The organism is Desulfomonilia bacterium, assembly GCA_036567785.1.
Lineage (GTDB): Bacteria > Desulfobacterota > Desulfomonilia > UBA1062 > UBA1062 > DATCTV01.
Genome location: DATCTV010000002.1, coordinates 1 through 23,550, shown reverse-complemented (window position 1 = coordinate 23,550; position 23,550 = coordinate 1). Strand labels below are relative to the sequence as shown.

Here is a 23,550-nt window from a genome sequence, read left to right as displayed (position 1 = left end):
AGATTATTCGAGTTCATCCTGAACTATGTCCAGGATGGTTCTGAAGGCCAGGGCGTCGTTTATTATTCCGTCAACCTTGAGTTCTCCGTTCATGTATGCGGCGGTGGGGTCCACTGCGCCCGAGAATATTCCGACGGCAAGGGATGAACTCATGTCCAGCGTTATATCCGGAGAATCAATTTCACCGGAGCCCATTGAGAATTTAAGGTTTTCAACCTTCATCCAGGCATAGGGCTTACCGTCGATCCTGTACTGGAACTTTCTGTTGAAGCCTTCGACCTCGTCCTGGATGTCTTCGGTGCAATTGCAGAGTTGTGTAAAGACCGCGAAAAAGTCGGGCAGGTCATCAATTGAAAATGTGCCTTCCTCGATTTTGTCAAGTACCGCATCCTTTAATGTTTCATCCAAAGGAATATTGCTTTCGATCATCCACTGCATAAATAATATCCTCCTGACTGGCAACTCGGATATCTAATATTGGTCTGACCAATTTTATAATTTAAAGTAAGTCTTTTTTCAATAATAAATTAAAAAAATAGTATTATACTTAAGTTATAGAAAAAGAATGGCTGCTGAAAACAAAAAAAATGGGATGGCGATTTGGGCAAAGGAGGCGCCATCCCTTAAGAGGAGGTTACAAAGACGTTTGTTTCTGTTTCTAATTCTTTTGATGCATTTTTTTGTTTCTTGGATGCATGAATTCTTTATCGTCACTTTATAAAAATACTTAACCCGGAAAATAAAGATTGTGGAAAAAAATTATAAGCCCCTGATGCCTCGGCAACGGGAGTGAACCCGCAGACCCTGCAATCAATGGATCCTCGCCCTTTTACATAACATCCCTTGATAATATTTCCATCGGGTGTGACATTTGCGAGCAGCCAGTCATGGCATTTCCATGTATTATCGATCATGCCGATGAGCGTTCGCGATGAATTCAGAATCGGGATACCTTCCTTTTTGAGCCGGATGACTGTTTCAACTGAGGACCTGCGTTCATCATGACTCAGGCTCAGGTCAGCTTCACCCTGGCCGTAGGGATAAAAAAACTGGACTGTGATCCCTTTTACATTAGGAAATTTTACAATAAATCGGGACAACTCCTCGAATTCCTTATAGTTAAGTCTGTTAAATGTGTAATGAACCAGAAGCTTTTTATGGGTGCTGCGCCTGATGTTTGAAATTGCCGTGTCAAAGGAATTGTCCCTGAGCCTGTCATGGGTTTCTTTCAGTCCGTCAATGCTCACCCAGAGCATGTCGGTTTGCACATCAAGGGGAATGGTGCCGTTGGTGGTAACGCCAACCGATATGAAATGATTCTTCGCAAAAAGGGCCAGATCATTGAAGTTATGAACTCCATCTCTCCATATAAGGGGTTCACCGCCTTCGAATATGACGAAAAGACAGCCCGTTTTTTTTAGATTTTGAATTGCCTTGACCGCATCATCCCATGAGATGTGAGTTCCGGGCAGTCCTGACTTTGAATGAAAAGGGCAGGGCGCGCATTTGAGATTGCAGTTGTATGTGAGTTTGAAACTCGCGATCAGAGGAATCTTCTGCCGGAAGATTTTCGTCTTCAGGAAGAATGAGGCAAGGGCCGGGGCGGCATCAATCTTCAATGCGCGAAACGTAATCTGTCACCTTTGCCAGTGCATATATAGCCCTCTCAGGTGACGGGTATGCCATTACGCCTTTTGAATCCAGCATGGCGATTATGTTTTCGGTTTTCGGTGCGTCAAAGGCCATGAGGTCTATGACCGGGATAATGGGTATGCCTTCGCTGCCTATCAAGTCGCACAGGAGATCAAAGAGTCTGTGCTCTTCTTTGATGAGTATGTTTGCATGTTTCTCTATTTCCGGCCTTGGCACCACATCGGACGTAAGAAGCCTTTCGGCCCTTAGTATCATATAACCTAGTCCCATCACGATAACCGAGTCGATCCCTCCGCATTCCGCGAGAAGCCTAACGGAATCTGTAATGACGCTGACCTTGCCGGGCGCCACCAGATCGACCGGGTTAGCCCTGCTCCAGAAAGGGGGCAGTACTTTGTCGAGTTTCTCAATTATCGCATCATCAAGAGGAGATATGACAAGCCTGTTAAAGGAGCACATGTCGGTAGCAATTACGCCCCAACCGCCTCCCATTGTAATGATACCCACCCGGTTTCCCCTGGGCAGGGGCTGCGAAACCAGCATTCCGGCCACATCTGCCATCTCGTCCATTGTCTCCACTTGTATGATGCCGGTCTGCCTGCACATGGATGAGAATAAGCCGTCATCGCTTGCGATGGCCCCGGTGTGGGACATGGCCGCCTTTGCTCCCTGTGCTGTTCTGCCGCCTTTGAGCAGTATGATGGGCTTCTTTCCGGATATCCTTCGGGCTGAGGTGAAAAACCGTCTGCCGTCCCTTACGCCTTCCACGTAAAGGCATATGATTTTTGTTTTATCGTCGTTTTCGAGCATCTCCAGATAGTCTTCCATTGTGAGGTCGGCCTCGTTGCCCGAACTGACAAGGCGTGATAGCCCGATATCGCGCCTTATGAAACGATACGCTATTGATGTTCCAAGGTTTCCGCTCTGGGTGATCAATCCGACATTACCTTTTTTAATGGGCATGGATGTCATAAGCGACTGCATGCACGAGGGCCAGGCGCTGAAAATACCCATCGTGTTGGGCCCGACAACCCTTATACCGCCCGAGCGCGCAATTTCCAGCACTTCTTTTTCAAGGGCGGCACCCTTGCTGCCTGTCTCTGAAAAACCGGCTGTAATGATGATGGCCGCCGGTATCATTTTATCAATGCATTTTTTCAGAGTTTCCTTGACCAGAGTATCCTTGACGACGATGACCGCAAGGTCGATCCTGTCATCTATATCTTGGATATTTTTATAGACCTTTCTGCCAAACCAGTCTCCACCCTGGGGGTTTACAGGATAAAGGCGGCCGGTATAGCCGCATCTTATTATATGGTGGAGTATATTGAAGCCCCATTTGAAGACATCTTTCGATGCGCCTATGAATGCAATCGAGCCGGGTTCGAACAGGGCTTTTGCAGTTCTGTCCATTTATTTTCCCGGGAAGTTGGCCTTGCGCTTTTCCTTCTGTGCCCTAACTCCTTCGCGTGCATCTTCACTGCCGAAAATTGGCAGGCCTATTTCAACTTCGCGGTCAAAAGCGCGCCTCAATTCCATTTCCCTCATCTCGCGGGCAAATTTTATAATGCCCTGACATGCAAGCGGACCGTTATTCGCAATCTTTTCGGCCATGGCCATGGCAGTGCTCATAAGTTCGGCCTTTTTGACGACCCTGTTCAAAAAGCCCCATTCGTAAAGGGTCTGTGCATCGTAATTGCCTGCGGTCAGAAGGATTTCAAGCGCCCGGTTCGGGCCCACTATTCTTGGCAGGAATACGTTTCCGCCGCCTATGGGCATAATGCCGAGGCTGGATTCGCGCATCTGAAAGATCGCGTCATACGATGCGATGCGTATATCAGCGCCCATTGCCATTTCAAATCCGCCGGTAAGGCAGTAGCCGTTTACTGCAATGATTACCGGCTTCATGATGAAGCTGAACTTGAGCATTGCCTCGCCTGCTCCGCCGCCGAACCCTTCATAAAGCCATTTTTCGGCATCGTTTTCAGGCTCCCGCATGCGCGTGAGTACGGGGATGGCGGTCTTCAGGTCCATGCCGGAACAGAATATGTCAGGCAGAGCGGAATATATTACGGCAACCCTTATGTTCGCATCTGCATTTATATCCTTATAAGCATTATGGAGTTCGAGCAGTATTCCCGGATCGAGTGCATTTTTCTGTTCCGGCCTGTTAAGTCCAAGTTTGGCTATATGTCCGGCTTTTTCGTATATAAGACCCATTTTATTCCTCCTTACTGTATGGATTAACAGGTAGTTACGGTTGAAAAGAGATTTTGTCAACATTGCATAAAGCGCTTGACTCTTTCGGGACATATTATAAATGATATTTCCCGGTGCTTGAAATCATTAGGGAAACAAATCAGAGGTGAACATGAAAAAGGTCTTATCCGGTAACGAGGCAATCGCAAGAGGGGCATACGAGGCAGGTGTCAAATTCGCTTCCGCATATCCCGGCACACCCAGCACGGAAATCCTTGAGACACTGGCAAAGGAATACAAAAGCATTCTGTCCGAATGGGCCCCGAACGAGAAGGTCGCCCTTGAAGCCGCCACAGGTGCATCATATGCCGGGGCCAGAACCATGGCTGTCATGAAACATGTAGGGGTGAATGTTGCGGCCGATCCCCTTATGACGCTTCCATATACGCTTGTAAGAGGCGGGCTGGTGCTCGTAAGCGCGGACGACCCGGAGCTGTTTTCTTCGCAGAACGAGCAGGATAACCGCCAGTACGCCAGATTCGCCAAAATCCCTATGCTTGAACCGTCATCATCTCAGGAAGCCAAAGACTTTATGATTGAAGCCATGAGAATAAGCGAAGAGTTCGAAACTCCTGTAATGCTTCGCACTACAACGCGCATTTCCCATTCGATGGGTGTTGTTGAAACCGGAGACCCGGTTAAAGTAAAAGCCCCGACGCTTGAAAGACATCCCAGGGAATGGGTCATGCTTCCTGCCAACGCAAGGGTTCGCCACCCAGTCATTGAAGAGAGAATCATCAGATTGAGAGAATTCTCAAATAAATCCCCCCTTAATTTCGAAGAAAAGGGCGACAGGTCGATAGGGATAATAGCTTCAGGCATTGCGTACCAGTATGCGAAAGAGGCCATGCCGGAGGCGTCCTTCCTGAAACTCGGTATGTCTTACCCTCTGCCGGATAAGAAGATAAAGAAATTCGCCGCTAAAGTGGACGAGTTGTGGGTTATCGAAGAGCTTGACCCGTTCTTTGAAGAGCAGATAAAGGCCATGGGCATAACCTGCAGGGGAAAAGATAAAATCCCCATGTGCGGCGAACTGAGCCCTGACATCATAAGACAGGCAATAACAGGAAAAAAGAAAAAGTGCCCCGCTCCTGCAAGCCTTCCCGGAAGACCGCCAAGCATGTGTCCGGGGTGTCCTCACCGCGGCATGCTGTGGGCGATAAGACGCAACAAGGCGTTCATTGCGGGCGATATCGGCTGCTATACCCTGGGCTTCCTTCCGCCGCTCGATGCAATTGATACATGCCAGTGCATGGGTGCGGGAATAAGCCATGCGCACGGCATGTCAAAGGTGTTCGGGGCTAAGAATGAAAAAATAACCGCCGTGATCGGGGATTCCACTTTTTATCATTCAGGCCTTACAGGGCTGCTCAACCTTGCCTACAACAACGGTACTGCCCTTATCGTCATTCTTGACAACAGCACTACGGCAATGACCGGTGCGCAGAATCATCCTGGAACGGGTATGACGCTCGGCATGGAAAAAACCATCGATGTGAATCTTGAACAGGTCGTAAAGGCCCTGGGAATAAAATGGGTCGAGACAATAAATCCATATGACATTAAGAACGCCCGCAAAAAGGTCAAAGAGGCACTCGACTATGACGGGCCGTCCGTGATCATATCGAAGGCGCCCTGCGTGCTTCTGAAATCAAAGGCGGTTCCGGGAAAAGCCCTTTCTGTGGATGCTGAGAAATGCACGAACTGCAAGGTGTGCATCTCGCTCGGGTGTCCGGCAATCGAGGCTAAGGAAGATTCTGTAAAAATAAATTCCCTGTGTGTAGGCTGCGGGATATGCGCTGATGTCTGCGCTGCAGGTGCGATAGGAGGTGCCCGATGAATGTTCTTATGACAGGAGTCGGCGGGCAGGGGATAATCCTTGCATCTGATATACTATCTGAAGTCATGATGAGGGCAGGCATGGATGTGAAAAAATCCGAGATACACGGCATGGCCCAGAGGGGCGGGAGCGTAATGTCGCATGTCAGGTTCTCGAAAAAGGTTTTTTCGCCCATCGTTCCTTACGGTGAATGCGATATACTGATCTCATTCGAAGAGCTCGAATCGGCCCGTTATCTGCCATATCTCAACAGGGATTCAAAGGTTATCATAAATAAGTTCAGGCTCTCTCCGCCTTCGGTAACAGCGGGAAAAGACGCATATCCTGATGTTCTGCCCCTTATAAAGGAAATAACAAAAAATGTAGCTGTTGTAGAAGGAAGCGCTGCAGCAAGGGAAATAGGCAATCCCAGGGGTGTGAACATAGTACTCATGGGCGTGCTATCAAGGTATCTGGATGTTCCTGAAAATGTCTGGATCGATACATTAAACGACATGGTGGCCGAAAAGATAAGAAAGATTAATATTGACGGTTTCATGAAGGGAAGGTCACTTTAACGGGCGAATATGTTTTTAAAGAAATATAATGAAAAGCTTTAGGAGGATATGATGATTTTCAATTACGAGTTTGAAACACTGCCGAGAGAGGCGCTGGAGGCGCTGCAGGTAAAAAGGCTGCGCCAGGTTGCGGACAGGGTCTATCATACCGTGCCCTTTTACAGGAAGGCGTTCGACGACCTGAAGGTCAGGCCGGAACAGATCAAGAGCCTCGATGACCTCAAAAGGCTTCCTTTTACGATAAAGAAAGATTTGCGCGACAACTATCCGTTCGGCCTCTTTACCGTACCTATGAGCAATGTGGTCAGAATACACGCCTCATCCGGCACGACAGGCAAACCCACAGTCGTCGGATACACTAAGCGCGATATCGACATGTGGGCGGAACTTATGGCCAGATGCTTTGCCGCAGCCGGTCTCACCAACCACGACATCATACACAACGCCTACGGCTACGGGCTGTTCACCGGTGGTCTTGGCGCACATTACGGGGCTGAAAGACTCGGTGCAAGCGTTATTCCCATGTCCGGCGGAAACACCAAAAAACAGATAATGATCCTTCAGGACTTCGAGCCCACAGCCATCTGCTGTACGCCTTCGTATGCATTGTTCCTGGCAGAAGCCGGAGAGGAAATGGGAATCGATATGAAGTCTCTGAAGTTGAAGACAGGAATCCTGGGCGCAGAGCCCTGGAGCGAAAGGATGAGGCAGGAAATCGAAACCAAGCTCGGGATCGAGGCGCTCAATATTTACGGCCTTTCCGAGATCATAGGCCCGGGCGTTTCCATGGAATGTCTGGAAGCTAAAAATGGCATGCACATATTCGAAGACAATTTCATTGTAGAGGTCATCAATCCGGAAACCGGCGAACAGCTCCCGTACGGTGAAAAAGGCGAGCTTGTATTCACGACGATTACAAAAGAGGCGTTCCCGCTCATCAGGTACCGCACCAAGGATATATCCGTGCTTTATCCTGAAATATGCAAATGCGGCAGGACATTCGTAAGGATGGAAAGGGTCACGGGCCGCAGCGACGATATGCTCATAATAAGGGGCGTGAACGTTTATCCTTCACAGATAGAAAGCGTGCTGCTCGATATAGAAGGGCTCGAGCCTCATTATCAGCTCATAGTAGACAGGGAAGGCTCGCTTGACACGCTCGAGGTTCAGGTGGAAGTAAGCGAGAAGATTGTCTCCGATGAGATAAAGGTTATGCAAGGTCTTCAGAAGCGGCTTGGAAAGGATATTAAAGACCTGCTCGGCGTAACTGCAAAGATAAAGCTTGTCGAGCCGAAGACACTTCAGAGGTTTGAAGGCAAGGCCCAAAGGGTTACCGACAAACGTAATATATAATGAAAAAAGGAGAAAAAAATGAAAGTTGAACAGATATCGATATTTCTTGAAAACAAACCGGGCGGTCTTTCCGAGGTGACCAGAATATTAAAAGATAATAATATCAATATAAGAGCGCTTTCGCTCGCCGATACGACCGATTTCGGGATATTGAGGCTTATAGTGAATGATGTCGAAAAAGCGAAGGAAAAGCTTAAGGCCGCAGGTCTAAGTGTAGGCCGGACAACGGTCGTGGCCCTCGAAGTCCCGGATACACCGGGAGGTCTCAACGGCATCCTGGAAGCCCTGTCAAAGGAAAGCATCAACGTGGAATATATGTATGCATTCATCCAGAGCAGCGGGAAGAACGCTGTCATCATATTCAGGTTCGACAATACCGACCGTGCCATTGAAATACTTACCGGCGCAGGCTTTAACGTGCTGTCAGGCGAAAAGGTATATTCGCTGTAAGGACAGACACAAAGCTCAGAACCGGACCAGGGCGCAAAGGCATAAATTTTTGAACCTGATAGTTTAACTGGTTTGCCTTTGTGCCTTGGATTAATAATTATAAACATCTGAAATTCAAGTTATTTTGTAAGCTTTGTGCCTGCATTAAAAATCCTCTGGACAAATCAGAATTAGTCATTATTAATTATTTAACAATATAATGAAAAATCTTAGTTAATTTAATAGTATAATGTGCCGATATAAGGATAAGGATGAAAAGAATATTTGCCGATATTAAAGGTGTAACTTTAATCGAGCTTATCATAGTGCTCGCAATAGTAGCCATAGGCGCTGCCATGGCGGCACCGGGCATGAGCGAGTGGATGGCAAGGGCCAAGCTCAATGCAGAGGCGAGAAAAATCTATTCCGTATTCCAGCTCGCCCGCTCCGAGGCCATCAAGAATAATCATGACGTATGTGTAGGCATTGTTTTTAACAGCGACGGAATCAGTTACAGCTACGGAAAAAGTAACTATACAGTTAGACTTGGTACCTATTCGGAATACAATTCTAGTACGACTACCTTTCTGGCGACAAAAACAGTGCCAAGCACAATGAGGCTGTATATGCCTGATTATCCAGCCTATACAGGCTTGACCACATGGCAGTACACGTCAAGGGGGTCGTTCCTGCCGGGCGATGAAACTCAGACGCTGATATTACAAAGCAAATCCGGCTATAAAAAAACCTTTACTTTCACGTTTGGAGGCAGTGTCACGATAAGCTGACAACAAAAGGTTTTAGAATAAATAAGGAAGATAAAATGATTTTAACATGTAAAAGATGCTGTCACGACATCAAGGGTCTCACGATGATCGAAATGATGGTTGCCATGGCGCTTGGTCTGATCGTAACATCTGTCGTTTTCGTCTATTATGGCGGCGTAAACAGCAACGGCGCCTTTCAGCATGAGGTGAGCAAGCTGGAGGCTGACCTCAATGCAGCAGCCGATATGATGGAAAAAGATATCATGAATGCCGCCTGCAATCCGTCTACTGCGGCACCCAGCATTTTTTCTACCTCAGCAATATTAAATACATATTCAGGAGAAAGTTCAATCTGGGTTCAGGCGGATCTGGATAAGAACGGGGTGTATTCCGGAACTGATGAAAGAGTCCTCTACCGCTGGAACAGGTCAAAGAAATGCATACAAAGATTGAATTACGATTATACCTCCAACCCTCAACAGCTTCCGAGAGCTGCTTATTCCATTCTGGATAATGTTAAAAGATTTTATGTAACCTATTATGAACCGTATCACGCGACTTACTGCCCAAATGTTCTCCCTCCGGATTATGGCTGCAACGGCGCTCTCTACGAATGCAAAATGAATCAGAAGCTTGCAGATACCACTTATTTCACTGAAGGGACTGTCAACAATAATCCGACCTCATATTCTTCACGTACAAGTCAATATACATTAGCAAGTTCCACAATAGCGAGCAGAGTGGACCTGGTAGTACTTAACATAGATGTAGAAACCTCGAGAAATGATCCTGATACAGGGAAACCCAGAACATTATCCATTGAAAGATGGATATTATTGAGGAACCGTAAATGAAAAACAAGAACTCAATGTTTATGAGAGGTTTTACTGTAATAGAAATCCTTGTGGTGCTGCTTATTTTTTCTGTAGCAATGCTGGGAGGTATGAAGCTTTTGAAGATTACAGTGCAGGGTAATGATCATGCCGAAGACCTGCTTAACGCAATATCCTGGGGAAAAAGCACTGTTGAAAATCTGAAAATGGCCCCGCTATATAAGCCAGATACAGGTGAATATAATGATGATATTTTCGGAGAACGTGTGCATCCGGCTGATGTAGGAGTTGCCTCAGGTTCAAACGTATTTTTTTACAGGTCATGGACTGTTTATCCTATATCTGGTTCCGATTCAAAGAGAGTAGAGGTCAAGATATGGTGGGATGACAAAGGCACTACACGGTACTATGCTACAACCTTCATCAAGGGGAGGAATTCGGGATGATAAACGACAACAGAGGTTCTGTCGTTCTGATGGTCATTCTTATTATCCTTGTCCTGATGATATCTGCCGGGATATATGTTGCCAGGACATCGACAATAGGTTTAAGGGTCATGTTTAATGAAAAGGACTATACCAATTCTTTCTATGCCTTGGATTCAGTGGCTACATGGTTTCTTGAAGACCCTGACAGTATAATAAATTCTTCCACGACGAAGTATGTTAAGGATGAGTTTAAAACGGTAGACAGCAGTATGCTGCCCGATTATCAGATTCCGAACAGAGGCCATATCAGGGATAATGTGAAACTGGAAGTTGTAAAGAGAGAAAGCAATAACTTGGCAACTCAGGCTAAATTTTCGCCTGGTAACGACGTAGGCATGGATAATTTGGTTTTTAATGCAAAACTGTCTGACAAAAAAAGCTTTAGAGAAATAGAAGTTGGAGTACAGTTCGTACTTCCAAAAGCAGATTAGAAAGGTCGATAAGGTAACAGGGGGATAAGATGATGCTTAAAAAACGATTGATAATAATAACCTTGATGATTGGGGCTTTGGCTCTGCCATCAAAATTCTATGCAATGGATCCCTTGGGTGATACGGGCATGTTCGTAAACAATACGGCCATGGCCCCTAACGTTCTTATCATCCTGGATAATTCCGCTGATATGGGCAAGTATGTATGCGATGTCGGCACATACAGTCCAACCGGGGATTATTGTTCCACTGCTTCATGCAACAATACATGCGATTATGTTAATGATTATGTTTATTACAGGCCTACGCTGTCCAGCAAATGGCAGCTTTTAACAAACAGTCTGAGCAATCTTCAAAGCAGTTGCGGGCCTCAAGTCGTCCAAGCGCTGACAACAATCGGTTACTATAACCCCTGGGATGATAATGTCACCAGCATATATGGAGAACATACAATATGCCTTGGCACACATTTGATAACGCATTGCAGGCTTGAATGTGATTACTGGCAGTGCATGTGCGGCTATCGCATGGTGGCCACAGGCAGATATCTCAATTTCAAAGCCTGCAATCCGAATGCAGGCAAGAATTGCATAACAAGACTGGACTATGCTAAGAACAGGATTTCTCAGATAGTAAACGACATCGGCATCGATAAAACAGTTACAAATCCTACTGTTGCAAGCAATCAGAGGTTGAGAGTTGGATTGATGCAATTTTCAACGGTCCGCTTTCATCAGACATGCAGCTGGTTTACCTGTAATTACGTAACGGATACATCCTGTTATAAGGCGCAAAACGGTGTGGTTGTTGGAGGACAGCAGTGTGAAAGGAATTATCTGGGCGCAAGAATTGAAGCCTGGGTTGGAATGACCTATACAAATCAGCCTAACTGTAAAGACCCTTCCGCCTATGATGATCTTCAGCGCGTACTCAGTGAAGATACAAATTTCAGACTGGAAACAAGCATATCAAAGGGTATCCCCATGGCTGAAGCGCTTGCCGAGGCAGGACTTTATTTTGCCGGGCAGTATTCATGGTCGCACAGGCAGAATATAAGCGGATATATAAACAGGGTATATACTACTCCTTCATATGTTGAGGCTGCAGGTACTACTGCTGTAAACAATTATCTGGGTCAGATATTTTCAGATATGACGAACAGAAAATATAAATCTCCCATCAACTGGAGATGCCAGAAAAATTATATTATCCTGATAACAGCCGGCAACCCGTTCCAGATAACCGATAACGGCGTATTCAAGGCATATAAGGCATGGAACGGGAATGACTGGACATGCACCAATTCCGCGTGCGATTATGTGCAGGATATAGCCAGCTACAATCTTTTTACCGGCAACCAGTGGCGGCCTGACGGCCATGTGGGGTTCATGGATGTCTGGACCAGTGGCGCGCAGCAGTGCCTGCCTATAAAAACAGGTGGAGTTATGGGGGATGCAGGAGATGTCGCTGCTTTTCTCTATAACAATGACATAAGGGGCACTGAAGCGGATGGTGGAGTCGCATGCTCGAGAGGCGACAAAACGACATACTTCAACAGTCCGGATTATCCTAAACAGAACGTCATAACGTATGTAATGGGTTTTTCCGATGCCAATTCGGCTGGAAAAACGCTCATGTCAAAGATAGCAAGAAACGGCGGCACAGGCGATTATTATTCGATAACCAACTCAGTTGATTTTGACGCCGCCCTGACTGAAATATTATCAACAATCATGAAAAACAGCGCCGAATATGTGTCGCCTGTCGTGCCGGTCAGCAAATTAAACGGTATATATGCTGGCGACAACATCTATCTCGGCCAGTTCAAGACCGCATCCGGTGTACCCTGGATTGGCAACCTTAAAAAATATAAACTGGATACCGTAGGCAATTTACTTCAGGCAGGCAGCACTGCCGTTAATCCGATTTATGCTACATGCTGTTATAGAAACCCGCTGACTGGGGAGGATGTATGCAGTTATTCATCATCCGATGTGTCATGCTCCGATGCACAGGGAAATGTATATTCAAACATGATAAAGGACAGCGCCAGATCATACTGGTCATCTTCGGCGGATGGAAACGATATAGAAAGAGGGGGAGCGGGCGAATTTGTAAACACTCAGGCAACGAACAGTCAGAGGGTTGTCAAGACCTTGTTAAATTACACTAGTGGTCAAAGTCTGATAAATATTACAGATTCTTCCGTAACCAATGACATGCTCGGCGTTTCGACAGACGCTGAAAGATATTCATTACTTTCATTCGTTACAGGAAATACGATAGGCGGAGTCAAGGATACTACACGTACATCTTTCCTGGGCGACATCATTCACTCAAAGCCTGCTATAATGGAAGTCAATGGCAACTATGTCATATTTGTCGGAGACAACTCCGGGCAGTTGCATTGTTTTTACGATAATGATTCGACGAATACTATTTCAGAGTTATATTCGTTCATCCCCGGTGAATATCTGTCTAAACTTAGAGAGATAAGGGATGACAAATACCCGCTGTATTTTGTTGACGGCAGCCCAAAGATTTATGATGTCGGGACCGAGAGATTTCTTACCTTCGGATTCAGGAGGGGAGGCGCCAATTATGTTACGCTTAAGATAGGAAATGTTAATGCTGACGGAACTTATAATGGCAGCGGTGATTGCAGTTATTCAAATCCAAAATATATGTGGATGTTCCCTTCAAATGCCAGCTATAACAGCGATATCGGTCAGTCATGGACCGAACCGATATACTGCAAAATATGGAGCAATGGTGTATCGAAACCAGTACTCCTTGTTGGAGGTGGCTATGATTCCATGGCCGAAGATGCGAACGACCCCAGCCAGCCGAACAGCGCCACAAAAACAGTAACAAAAGGAAGAGGTATTTATGCCATTAGCGCGATCGACGGCTCTGTCGTCATGTCAATCATCAATGATGCCTCTTTCCCGATTACGGGCTCGATTGTCGATTTAATCGCTTTCGACAGGACAGGGGACGGCAATGTTGATACCATCTATGCAGGTGACACGTACGGGAACATTTATAACTTCTGGAAATGGACATATGACACGTCTACCAAGGTCATTTCTGATGATTCCGGGAACAATGACTGGCAGAAGAGATGGATTTTTTACGGCAGAAACACATCAGGCTACGGCAAAGGAATGATATTGAAATTTTTCAGCGCCCCGGATGCCGTATTGGTGAGCAATTCCGGTTCATATACATGTACTGCCACCGGTTCGAATGTAACCAAATATGCACCGATCGATTATATCTTTATGGGTACCGGCGACAGGGAGCATCCCAAGGCTGCAGAGGCGGTAAGCGGCACACAGACTTACGACAGGATTTTCGGGATGAGATATTTATACTACGATTATAACGACTGCTCAAATGCTGCAACCTATCCCCGCTATGACAAGAATTTCACCCGTGTCACTAATGGTTATTCAAGTGCAGCAACGTACTTTACGTTTGCTTATACTTCAAGCCTGAACTGGTTCATAGAATTAATGGACTGGAATGGTGACGGCGTCATTGAATACGGCGAAAAGGCGATATCCCAGCCCATTGTTTTTGACGGGATCATGTACTTCACCACCTATATCCCTCCAAAGAATATATATGACAAACCTTGTACGTTCAGCTGCAACGGTCATTGTGACGACCCGTGGTGCACACAGGACAAATGCAAGCCGAGTGAACTGGGAAAAACCCTTGTTTATGCGGTGGACTACAGAAACGGCAACCCTGTCTACAGTTATGATACACAGGTACTGCATATAGCCAACAGATACGGTACGGCGGAAAACCCCTTTATTAAAAAGGACCGCGTCGTTGCAACAGGTGTCGGAATGTCATCACAGCCAACGTTGATTGCCACAAAAGAGGGGCCGATTCTGCTTGTCGCAACTTCAAAAGGTATTATCAGGGTGAGACTGAACGATATTAAGAAATGGACCAGGGGCACTAAAACCTTCTGGATGTATCATTAAAAATAATAAGGCCTTCTCAATATGTTCTGATTAATATAATAAGATTGAGAAGGCCTTTTATGTTCCTGGCTGATCAAATGCAGATATCTGCATAAACATGATTGGTAAAGACTTTAAAAAAACAACCTTCCCTGTCATCATTTAAACTATTAATACTCCTGCCCGATATAGGTTTTTGTCATTACACCCATTCCTAACGCTTTATAGGAGGGATCTCGTTTTCAAAAAAACGGTAATTCAGGTGCGGTGAGAAAGTTGAGAGACAAGACATCTGGCTTTGGCCGAAGTGTGTGTAATGTCAGAAAACCAGATTAGGCAGGAATTTCAAGAAGGATTGTAGAGAGAAAGATGTTTTACCCTTTACCTGCCGGTCCACTCTTCGGCTGTGGCACAATCACCCCATGAAGCTTCAGTAACTGTGGAATATCCCTGAAGACCGTCGGACCTCATGCAGGGTCTTCTCTTTATATAATTGTTTTTGGGTTCCGCATATATGACAAACCTGTCATTTGTTGAAGTATTTGTGAAAAGATTGATGTCAAGGTTATAATATTTCTGAACATCGGCTACCTTCAGCCCGAAGGTGTTTACAAGACCTGCGTAGGTTGTGTACTGTCCATTTTGAGCATAGGCCTTTTCCTCCAGCAGGGAGATAATCTGAATATCCGAATATGCTGCTGCCATTCTTCCCCTCTGCATATACGATGTGTATGAAGGGATGGCGATCGCTGCAAGTATTCCAATAATTGCCACGGTTACCATGAGTTCCATCAGTGTGAATCCTTTCTTATCCATATCAGGTCCTCCCTAACCTATCTTTTCGGCATAGACGTTATTAGTCTTAATATCTAAATATTTAATGGCGCTCTGCCTTATGTTTTTATATATACATCTGGTAACGGGTTTAAGATACTAATTATTCTTTTCAGTATTATTAAATTAATTTTATAAATCATTTGTTGACAATAAAATTTATGTGCTGTTGGATTACGTGAAAATCCGGGGCTGAAATAATATTAAAATGTAAAACCGAGGCAAACAAATATGAAAATGAAAACAGCTTTAATATCAATAGTCGTCTGTATTATACCCATCAGCCTGTTTTCTGCGGAATACTCCTTGCAGGATGTTTTCAATGCCGCGCTTCAGAATTCCGAAAAGATTCAATATTCCATGGAAAATCTCAATATCGCAAGGATCGGAAAATCAAAGTCCCTCTCCGTCCTGATGCCGAGAATTGTCGGCTACGGCACATATGTCGAGTACAGCAAAAGGCAGTATGACGATTACGGCTACCTTACCCAGCCGGATTCGGCGGGCCAGTGGGGTATCAGGGCGGACGAGACCCTTTCGCTAGGTCTGCGTGAGTTTACAGCGCTTTCTATGGCCGACACCGGGATAAAGAAAAGTTCTTTGGACCTTGACAACACCAAGGAGGAATTTCTCCTACAGGTGGCCAGGGCTTATTTCGATACGCTGAAGGCGGAAAAACAGGTGGAAATCGCGAGGGCGAATCTTGAAAGGCTAAACAAATATAAAGACATGGCTGAAAAGCGCCTGAAGGTAGGCGAGATTACAAAGACTGTCCTTTTAAGGGCACAGGGAGAGCTTTCCGGGGCTCAATCCGATATGGTCAATGCCGAAAACGCTGTAAACCTTATAAGGGCGGTCCTTGTGAGGCTTACGGGAATTGAGACAGATTTCAAAATCAAAGACCAGCCGGTGCAGGATAAGGAGCTTGAAGGGCTTCAGGTCTTGAAAGATTCTGCGTATGAGAACCGTTCTGATTTGAAGAGCCTCGAATATATGAAAAAACTGGCCTTGCAGCAGAAATCATATGCAATAGGCTCATATTTCCCTAACATTACTTTGTCTGCTCTCTACCAGAGGACGGATCAGAGCCCGGGCGACATAAACAAGGTGCCGGAAACCGCGTCAGTTGCCGCTGGTTTCAATTTCCCCCTTTTCGTTGGCGGATACAGGAAAGCGGATGTCGATGAAGCCAAAGCCAAATACCGTCAGGCGGAGCTGCTTTACGAGGACCTTAAAAAAAATGTATCAGTAGAAGTGGAAACCGCATGGCTTGAAGTAAACACTCAGAAGCAGGTGATAGTATTCCTGACAGACCAGGTCTCTTTTGCAAGGAACAATTTCTTTTCCATAACCAGGCAATTTGAAATGGGACTCGCAAGCAGTATCGACGTGCTCGACGCAAACACACTTCTGCTGACCTCGGAAAGAAAACTTGCAAATGAACTGTATGCGCTTCAGATAGCCCAGCTCAGGCTTAAGAGGTCAACAGGGACGCTTCTGAGGGACTCAAACTGATCTGCTTTTTATGATGACCGAGTAAACATGAAGATATCTTATCAGTTAATTGAAAGGGGATACATTTGATGCAAACAACAAAAAACCGGTTTATGCCCGCGGCAATAATTGTAATTGCGGCAATCATAATTTTTCCGGCTTGCGCGAAGAAGGAAAAGCCCCAGGCCGAAAAGGTTATAAATGTAAGAATTGGCGAGGTTATCAAAAAGAAAGTTAAACCTTATATCGAGGCCGTAGGCACACTGAAACCCTTCGATTCGACGCTTATCAGTCCCGAGGTGGACGGAATAATAAGGAACGTATACTTTTATGAAGGGGACTATGTCAAAAAAGGAGATCTGCTGGCCGAGATAGCTGATACCGATTTCAAGCTGGACCTTCAGCGTGCAGAAGCAGCCCTCAAACAGGCCCAGGCCTCGCTTGCAAACACGAAGATGGAATATGACAGAAAGGTTGCACTTTTCAAGGAGGAACTGGTTACAAGACAGCAGTTCGACGATGTCTCAACGAGGCTTGTTATTGCAGAAAATGATCTTGACAAGGCAAGGGCCACTCTTGATCTTGCAAGAGAGAGGTTGAGAAAAACCCGTATAAAGTCACCGATAAACGCTGCGGTAAAAGAAAAGAAAGTGGCACCCGGTGATTTTGCAAGGGCCTCTGTGCCGATAGGGACTTTGATAATAATTGATCCGTTGAAACTGGAATTCTCGATAACTGAAAAAGATGTTTCAAGAATCAGAAAAGGACAGGAGGTCTCATTCTCGATAGATGCCTATAAAAACCGGGAATTTGCAGGGAAGGTTAATACGATATATCCGGCGCTCGATGACAGGTCGAGGATGCTTACTGTCGAGGCACTGGTTCCGAACGGCGACTCGGCTTTGAAATCCGGTTATTTTACAAAAGTGAAAATATATACCGAAAGTGAGAAGGAAGCCTTGCTTGTGCCTACAACTGCGATTGTTTATGACGAAAGCAAGTCGAAGGTATTCATCCAGGAAGGGACTGCAGCCAGGGAAAAACTTGTCAAGACAGGCGACACATATGGCGATCTCATCGAGGTGACCGAAGGTCTTTCAGGCGGGGAAAAGCTTATCGTTGTCGGACAGAACAACCTAGCTGACGGGATTAAAATAAATGTTCTCAAGTAGCATCATCAACAATGAAAGGCTGAATCATGTGGATTTCTGATACATCTATTAAGAAGCCTGTTTTTGCAACCATGGTTATCCTTGCCCTGGTTGTACTCGGGCTCGTAAGTTATCCGAGAATCGGCGTCGATCTCTTCCCGAAAATAGATTTTCCGATAGTAAGCATAACCACGAGGCTCACCGGTGCAAGTCCTGAAATTATGGACATGGACGTGACCGACAAGATCGAAGAGGCCATAAATACGATCAACGGTGTCAAAACCATCACTTCGACCAGCTATGAAGGCGTGTCGAACATAATCGTCGAGTTCGTGCTTGAGAAGGATATCGATCTTGCCGTTCAGGATATCAGGGAGCAGGTCTCTGCCGTTAAATACAAGCTGCCCACTGACGTGACCGACCCTGTAATAAGAAAAGTCGACCCCGATGCCAATCCGGTCCTGTGGATTAACGTTACAGGCAACCGTTCGATACGTGAACTTTCCACATATGTGGATGAAATCCTGAAAGACAAGCTTCAGAGGATAGAGGGCGTCGGTGCATTGAGCCTGGGAGGTCTTCAGAAACGGCAGGTCAGGATATGGCTCGACTCAAGCAAGATGAGGGCGTATCAGGTATCCGCTTCCGATGTTGCAGCGGTGCTGGGCAGGGAAAATATGGAGCTGCCCGGTGGAAGGATCGAAGGAGATACAAAGGAATATTCCGTAAAGGTAAAAGGCACGCTCAGGCATGTGAGCGACTTCAATGATCTCATTATCGCATATTATAAGAATGCGCCTGTCAGGATAAGGGATATTGGAAGGGCTGAAGACGGGGCGGAAGACAGAAGGACCATTGCACGATTCAACGGCGTTCCTTCAGTCGGCATAGGAATCCAGAAACAGTCCGGCACCAATACCGTTGAGGTGATCGACAGGGTAAAAAAGAATATCGAAGCTATCAACAGGGAACTGCCGCCCGGGCTTGCGCTCAACATAGCATTCGACCAGTCCACCTACATAAAACAGTCGATAAACGAGGTGCAGAAGCACCTGATCCTTGGCAGCATACTTGCGGTCATTGCGGTATTTGTATTCCTGAGAAATATCCGCACCACGCTTATCAGCGCCCTGGCGCTCCCTGTCTCGCTAATCTCGACGTTCGCGCTTATCAGGGCGTTCGGGTTTACGTTCAACAACATGACCATGCTGGGGCTGACGCTTTCGGTTGGAATTCTCATAGATGATGCCATCATCGTCATCGAGAACATTTACCGCCATATCGAGGAAGGCATGGCCCCGAAAGAGGCCGCCTCTTTCGCGACCTCGGAAATAGGACTTGCCGTCATGGCGACAACACTTGCGATCATCGTGATATTCCTTCCCGTTGCTTTCATGAAAGGGATAATCGGCAGGTTTTTCATGCAGTTCGCCCTGGTCGTGGTCTTTTCGGTTGCAGTCTCACTGTTCGTATCTCTTACTCTGACTCCGATGCTTTCATCCATATTCTTAAAACCGAAAACCGAAAAGGGCGGTCCTGCATTCCTGAGGGCTGCCGGTGATATTTTTGAAAGGGGCTATAAGAAGGTTGAAGAAGCCTACAAACCCGTATTGAAGTTTTCGATAGACCACAGGGGCGCTGCAATAGTATCCGCAATAATACTTTTTGCCTTGAGCATGTTCATCACCAGATTTATAGGAAAGGAATTCGTGCCGCAGGAGGACCAATCCCAGTTTGTCATAAGGTTGGAGGCCCCTGTCGATTATTCCCTGGCAAAGGCCAACGAACTTTTTACCCGCATTGACAACCTGGTCAGAAAGGAGCGTGAGGTAAAGACGACATTCTTTGTCCAGGGCATGGGACAGGGCGGTGCAGGACAGATAAACAAGGCCGTTATCTTTGTAAGGCTCATACCGAAGGTGGAACGAAAAAGAAGCCAGATGGAGATTATGAAAGACCTGAGGCAGCAGATGAAGGGGTTTGCGGGCCTCAAGGGAACGGCCGAGGACGTCTCATTCCTTGGGGGCGGCATAAGGAATGTTCCCATCCAGTATGTAATAAGCGGAGGCGACCTGGCGACGCTCAAGACGACTACCAAACAGGTTGTCGCTGAACTTTCCAAAGTGCCCGGTGTGGTTGACGTCGATTCTTCTGTCGAGGCAGGAAAACCCGAGCTCAGCGTGTATATCGACCGGGACAGGGCGGCGGACCTGGGTGTGAGCGTTTCCTCGATTGCCGAAGTAGTGAATCTTCTTATAAGCGGTGATGTCGACGTCACGAAATACAAGGACGATGAGAGAGGTAGGCGTTATGACGTGAGGATGCGCCTTTATCCCGGCGATAGGAATGACCCGCAGGACCTCAATAATATCTATATCAGGGCTAAAGACGGCAAACTCGTTGAACTCTCCAGTATTGCGTCTATTTCCCAGGCAGGCGGCCCGAGCAGCATCATGCGTGTTGACCGCCAGCGTTCCATGATGATTTTTGCCAATCTTGAACAGGGCAAACCCCTGGCGGATGCGATCAAAGACCTGAATGCCATTTCGGCAAGAATCTTTCAGCCGGGCATGACCGCTCAATACAAGGGCATGGCTGAAACTATGGGAGAGTCATTCAGGTTCCTGTTGTTCGCACTTATGCTGGGTATAATACTAGCCTATATGGTGCTAGCAGCGCAGTTCGAAAGCTTCCTGCACCCCGTGACTGTGTTATTGTCGCTGCCGCTATCATTCATCGGCGCATTCGGGGCGCTCCTTCTTTTCAGACAGACCATAAGCATCATGAGCCTTATAGGACTGATCCTCTTGATGGGACTGGTCAAGAAAAACGCGATACTCCTCATCGACTATACCAATACGCTGCGCGAACGCGGTATGACGAGGAGAGATGCGATAATGACGGCAGGGCCTGTGAGGCTGAGGCCTATTCTCATGACCACGTTTGCGATGATATTCGGCATGCTTCCTGTTGCACTGGGAGTGGGCGAGGGTTCCGAATCAAGGTCGCCCATGGGAGTGGCTGTTATCGGCGGGCTTCTTACCTCGCTTTTCCTGACACTGGCCGTTGTGCCTGCAACCTATGACCTTTTCGATGAATGGAAACAGAAACTCTTGAATAAGAAGAAAAAGAAACCCGGGACACAACAGGGAGGGGCCTTATGAAAATGATCATGGTCGTCTATTCCGCCGCAGCCGATTATGATATCATGTTCAAACTGAAGGAACATGGTATCAGCGGATATACGAAACTTCAGAAGGTATGCGGAGAGGGTACCGAGACAGAGCCTAAACTGAACACCCATACATGGCCGGGAGACAACAATATGCTTCTTATCGCAAGCAGTGACGAGGATGCAAACTCGATAATCAATGTGCTTGGCGAACTGAAAAAAATTCATGTGCGGGCGGGAATAAGGGGATTCGTGATGCCTTTGACCGAGGTGGTCTGACAGGCAAAGACAACAGAACTTCAGGGGATATGAATCAAAGCATCAATAAAACTGCAATTGCATCAGTTCCGGACGGATACAAAGGACAGTTCATCCAGGTTGCAGGTCAAAGAGTTCGATATTACCAGACAGGCAGTGGTCCCGACATCCTGTTCATCCACGGTTCGCCCGGTTCGATTGAGGAATGGGACCCGGTCATGGAACCGCTCAGCCTGAAATACAGGCTCATTTTTTTTGACCGTCCCGGCCAGGGGTTCAGTTCCGGCCGTAACCTGACCCACAGCGTTTATGAAAATGCCGGTTTCGTTATTTCTTTGATTGATGAACTAGGCCTTTCAAATCCTCTGGTAGTGGGCGAATCGTTCGGTGGCTGCATCGCAATGGGCCTTGCCGTGAAAAATCCGGCAAATGTGAGGGCGATTGTTGCAGCATGTCCTGTAACAAATTCTCATGACTGGAATCCGGAGAAGCTGTTTTATCTGCTGAGAACTCCGATTATAGGAACGATGCTGATATGGCTTTTTATAAAGTCCGGCGCCACGGACATGTTAAGAAAAGGCATTCTGGATGCTGCTCATCCCAACGAAAAGGATCTGTCAGAAGAATATATAAAGAGCGAGATTTCAATGTGGAGTCAGGTGAAGGTCCTGAAATCCTTTTCTCATGAAATAATTACGCCGCTTAAGGACATGGGTGAGATCGCATCGAAATACCAGGCGGTCAGAAAGAAAATCTTCCTGATTCATGGCGAGGATGACACCCTGGTGCCTGTTTCGCATTCGATTTATGCTCATAAGAATATCCCGGGCTCGAAGCTGTCTCTTCTTAAAAATACGGGGCATATGATCGTGCAGGTAAGGACAGATGAAATGATAAAAGTAATAGAAGAGGCCATGGTAGCCGTGTGACCGTGTCAGGCCTTTAACCTTGACAAAATATTCTCGACCCGGCTTTTGAGCTTCCTGTCCTTCTCCTGTTCTTTTGAAAAACTGGTGCACAGCCTGCTCACCGCCGTGTAATGCATGCCGCCGAACAGTTCCCCGGTTCCCCTGTTGCCCAGCCCGGAATATCTCCTCACAAGATATATCGCAGTATCCCTGTGAACGCCTTTCGTCTTCAACTCGTCAGGTGTCATGCCGAACTCTTCGGCGGTTATCTTAAGAATCGTATGCGGGTCGGAATCGGAATTTAGAAGCCTCTTCTTCAATATCCCTTCGCCGCTGTCTTTAGGCAACACCTTTTTCAGGCTTGATATGAATTCATCGGAACCAAGTATGATACGTCCGTAAAGTTTACGCATCTGGCTTTCCGGTGTTTCACTGGATACATATTCCTTGTAAAGCCTGCGCTGATTACTGTTCCCTAACGCCCCCAGAATCCAGGAATAATCCACCCAGTCCGATGAATTTCTCTTCAGCAGGTACCCCTTATAGCTGCTCCAGGCATACTGTTCTGGATGTTCGACCATCCCGGCCCTGACAGGATTGAGGTGGATATATCTGGATAATTCGATAAGATAGCTCTCCTTGTCAATGACGATAGCCTTGTACCTGCCCTGAAAGAGGTGTCCCGACCGGTTGTATTTCCTGTTGAAATACCCCGTGTATCCGCTGTTGAGTCCGTGCATTACCTTTAAAAGATTAGCCTGAGGCGTTTCAACGACAAGATGATAATGGTTGTCCATCAGCACATAGCAATGAATCAGGATGCCGAACCTTTCATGATAATCTTTGAGAATGTCCAGAAACATGAGCCTGTCGGCGTCATCCCTGAATATGTCCGACCTTTCGTTGCCCCGGCTGACGATATGATACAGTGCTCCGGGATATTCGATTCTCAGCGGTCTGCCCATGTTGAAATCCTAAAGCCAATCAACGGAAATGTCAAGCTTAAACGGCCTGTTGCCCAAATAGGTATTGGCTGTTTTTGGGAATGGGGGGCAAGCAGAAGCCATAAGGTTTGCCTTTCATTTACCTGGGGATAAAATTACCAGGGGATAAAACATCGGATTATCTTTTTGCGGAATGCCC

The 23,550-nt window shown here is 46.5% G+C and carries 20 protein-coding genes; 14 read left to right on the top strand and 6 right to left on the bottom strand.

Translation table 11 applies throughout. The features are described from left to right. Positions 1-3: 3 nt before the first annotated feature. The 4 genes from VIS94_00130 to VIS94_00115 form a co-directional block, all read right to left on the bottom strand. Positions 4-438 carry an SCP2 sterol-binding domain-containing protein gene (locus VIS94_00130; protein ID HEY9159479.1) on the bottom strand — a complete coding sequence of 145 codons (435 nt, stop codon included), beginning with the start codon at positions 436-438 and terminating at the stop codon, positions 4-6. 272 nt (positions 439-710) lie between these two features. Beyond that, the gene (locus VIS94_00125) at positions 711-1,619 is read right to left on the bottom strand and encodes a radical SAM protein (GenBank protein ID HEY9159478.1); all 909 of its coding nucleotides are present in this window, start codon (positions 1,617-1,619) and stop codon (positions 711-713) included. Then, positions 1,609-3,066, bottom strand: coding sequence for a CoA-binding protein (locus tag VIS94_00120; protein HEY9159477.1), 1,458 nt, complete (start codon positions 3,064-3,066; stop codon positions 1,609-1,611). The genes VIS94_00125 and VIS94_00120 overlap by 11 nt, the downstream gene beginning before the upstream one ends. After that, the gene (locus VIS94_00115; GenBank protein HEY9159476.1) at positions 3,067-3,873 is read right to left on the bottom strand and encodes an enoyl-CoA hydratase/isomerase family protein; all 807 of its coding nucleotides are present in this window, start codon (positions 3,871-3,873) and stop codon (positions 3,067-3,069) included. A 151-nt stretch (positions 3,874-4,024) separates the two neighbouring features. On the opposite strand from VIS94_00115, the gene iorA reads away from it, so the two are divergent. The 9 genes from iorA (at position 4,025) to VIS94_00070 (ending at position 14,611) form a co-directional block, all read left to right on the top strand. Next, complete coding sequence (iorA, locus tag VIS94_00110; protein ID HEY9159475.1) at positions 4,025-5,752, top strand: indolepyruvate ferredoxin oxidoreductase subunit alpha; 1,728 nt, start codon at positions 4,025-4,027, stop codon at positions 5,750-5,752. Next, complete coding sequence (locus tag VIS94_00105) at positions 5,749-6,309, top strand: indolepyruvate oxidoreductase subunit beta (GenBank protein HEY9159474.1); 561 nt, start codon at positions 5,749-5,751, stop codon at positions 6,307-6,309. Before iorA ends, VIS94_00105 begins: the two co-directional genes overlap by 4 nt. A gap of 51 nt (positions 6,310-6,360) precedes the next feature. Beyond that, entirely contained in the window at positions 6,361-7,662 is a 1,302-nt protein-coding gene (locus tag VIS94_00100) for a phenylacetate--CoA ligase (protein ID HEY9159473.1), read from the top strand. Between the two features lie 18 nt (positions 7,663-7,680). Then, entirely contained in the window at positions 7,681-8,112 is a 432-nt protein-coding gene (locus VIS94_00095) for an ACT domain-containing protein (protein ID HEY9159472.1), read from the top strand. Between the two features lie 251 nt (positions 8,113-8,363). Further along, positions 8,364-8,879, top strand: coding sequence for a GspH/FimT family pseudopilin (locus VIS94_00090; GenBank protein ID HEY9159471.1), 516 nt, complete (start codon positions 8,364-8,366; stop codon positions 8,877-8,879). A 35-nt stretch (positions 8,880-8,914) separates the two neighbouring features. Then, positions 8,915-9,712 (top strand): prepilin-type N-terminal cleavage/methylation domain-containing protein, encoded by a 798-nt coding sequence (locus tag VIS94_00085; GenBank protein ID HEY9159470.1) that lies wholly within the window; start codon positions 8,915-8,917, stop codon positions 9,710-9,712. Further along, on the top strand, positions 9,709-10,137 hold the full coding sequence (locus VIS94_00080; protein ID HEY9159469.1) for a type II secretion system protein: 429 nt from the start codon (positions 9,709-9,711) through the stop codon (positions 10,135-10,137). The genes VIS94_00085 and VIS94_00080 overlap by 4 nt, the downstream gene beginning before the upstream one ends. Next, positions 10,134-10,610 (top strand): hypothetical protein, encoded by a 477-nt coding sequence (locus VIS94_00075; GenBank protein ID HEY9159468.1) that lies wholly within the window; start codon positions 10,134-10,136, stop codon positions 10,608-10,610. The genes VIS94_00080 and VIS94_00075 overlap by 4 nt, the downstream gene beginning before the upstream one ends. Positions 10,611-10,639: 29 nt before the next feature. Further along, the gene (locus tag VIS94_00070; GenBank protein ID HEY9159467.1) at positions 10,640-14,611 is read left to right on the top strand and encodes a hypothetical protein; all 3,972 of its coding nucleotides are present in this window, start codon (positions 10,640-10,642) and stop codon (positions 14,609-14,611) included. 360 nt (positions 14,612-14,971) lie between these two features. Here the strand turns inward: VIS94_00070 and VIS94_00065 are convergent, their stop codons facing one another. Beyond that, positions 14,972-15,406 (bottom strand): type IV pilin protein, encoded by a 435-nt coding sequence (locus tag VIS94_00065; GenBank protein ID HEY9159466.1) that lies wholly within the window; start codon positions 15,404-15,406, stop codon positions 14,972-14,974. A 249-nt stretch (positions 15,407-15,655) separates the two neighbouring features. Between VIS94_00065 and VIS94_00060 the strand changes: the two genes are divergently transcribed. The 5 genes from VIS94_00060 (at position 15,656) to VIS94_00040 (ending at position 22,428) form a co-directional block, all read left to right on the top strand. Next, positions 15,656-16,939, top strand: a complete 1,284-nt coding sequence (locus VIS94_00060) for a TolC family protein (protein ID HEY9159465.1) — start codon at positions 15,656-15,658, stop codon at positions 16,937-16,939. A gap of 68 nt (positions 16,940-17,007) precedes the next feature. Continuing rightward, complete coding sequence (locus tag VIS94_00055; protein HEY9159464.1) at positions 17,008-18,090, top strand: efflux RND transporter periplasmic adaptor subunit; 1,083 nt, start codon at positions 17,008-17,010, stop codon at positions 18,088-18,090. A 26-nt stretch (positions 18,091-18,116) separates the two neighbouring features. Then, a complete protein-coding gene (locus VIS94_00050; protein HEY9159463.1) occupies positions 18,117-21,233 on the top strand; it encodes an efflux RND transporter permease subunit in 3,117 nt (1,038 codons plus the stop codon). After that, positions 21,230-21,520, top strand: a complete 291-nt coding sequence (locus VIS94_00045; GenBank protein HEY9159462.1) for a PG0541 family transporter-associated protein — start codon at positions 21,230-21,232, stop codon at positions 21,518-21,520. Before VIS94_00050 ends, VIS94_00045 begins: the two co-directional genes overlap by 4 nt. A 29-nt stretch (positions 21,521-21,549) precedes the next feature. After that, positions 21,550-22,428, top strand: coding sequence for an alpha/beta hydrolase (locus VIS94_00040; GenBank protein ID HEY9159461.1), 879 nt, complete (start codon positions 21,550-21,552; stop codon positions 22,426-22,428). 5 nt (positions 22,429-22,433) lie between these two features. On the opposite strand, the gene VIS94_00035 is transcribed toward VIS94_00040, so the two are convergent. Continuing rightward, positions 22,434-23,372, bottom strand: coding sequence for a transposase (locus VIS94_00035; protein HEY9159460.1), 939 nt, complete (start codon positions 23,370-23,372; stop codon positions 22,434-22,436). Positions 23,373-23,550 lie beyond the last annotated feature (178 nt).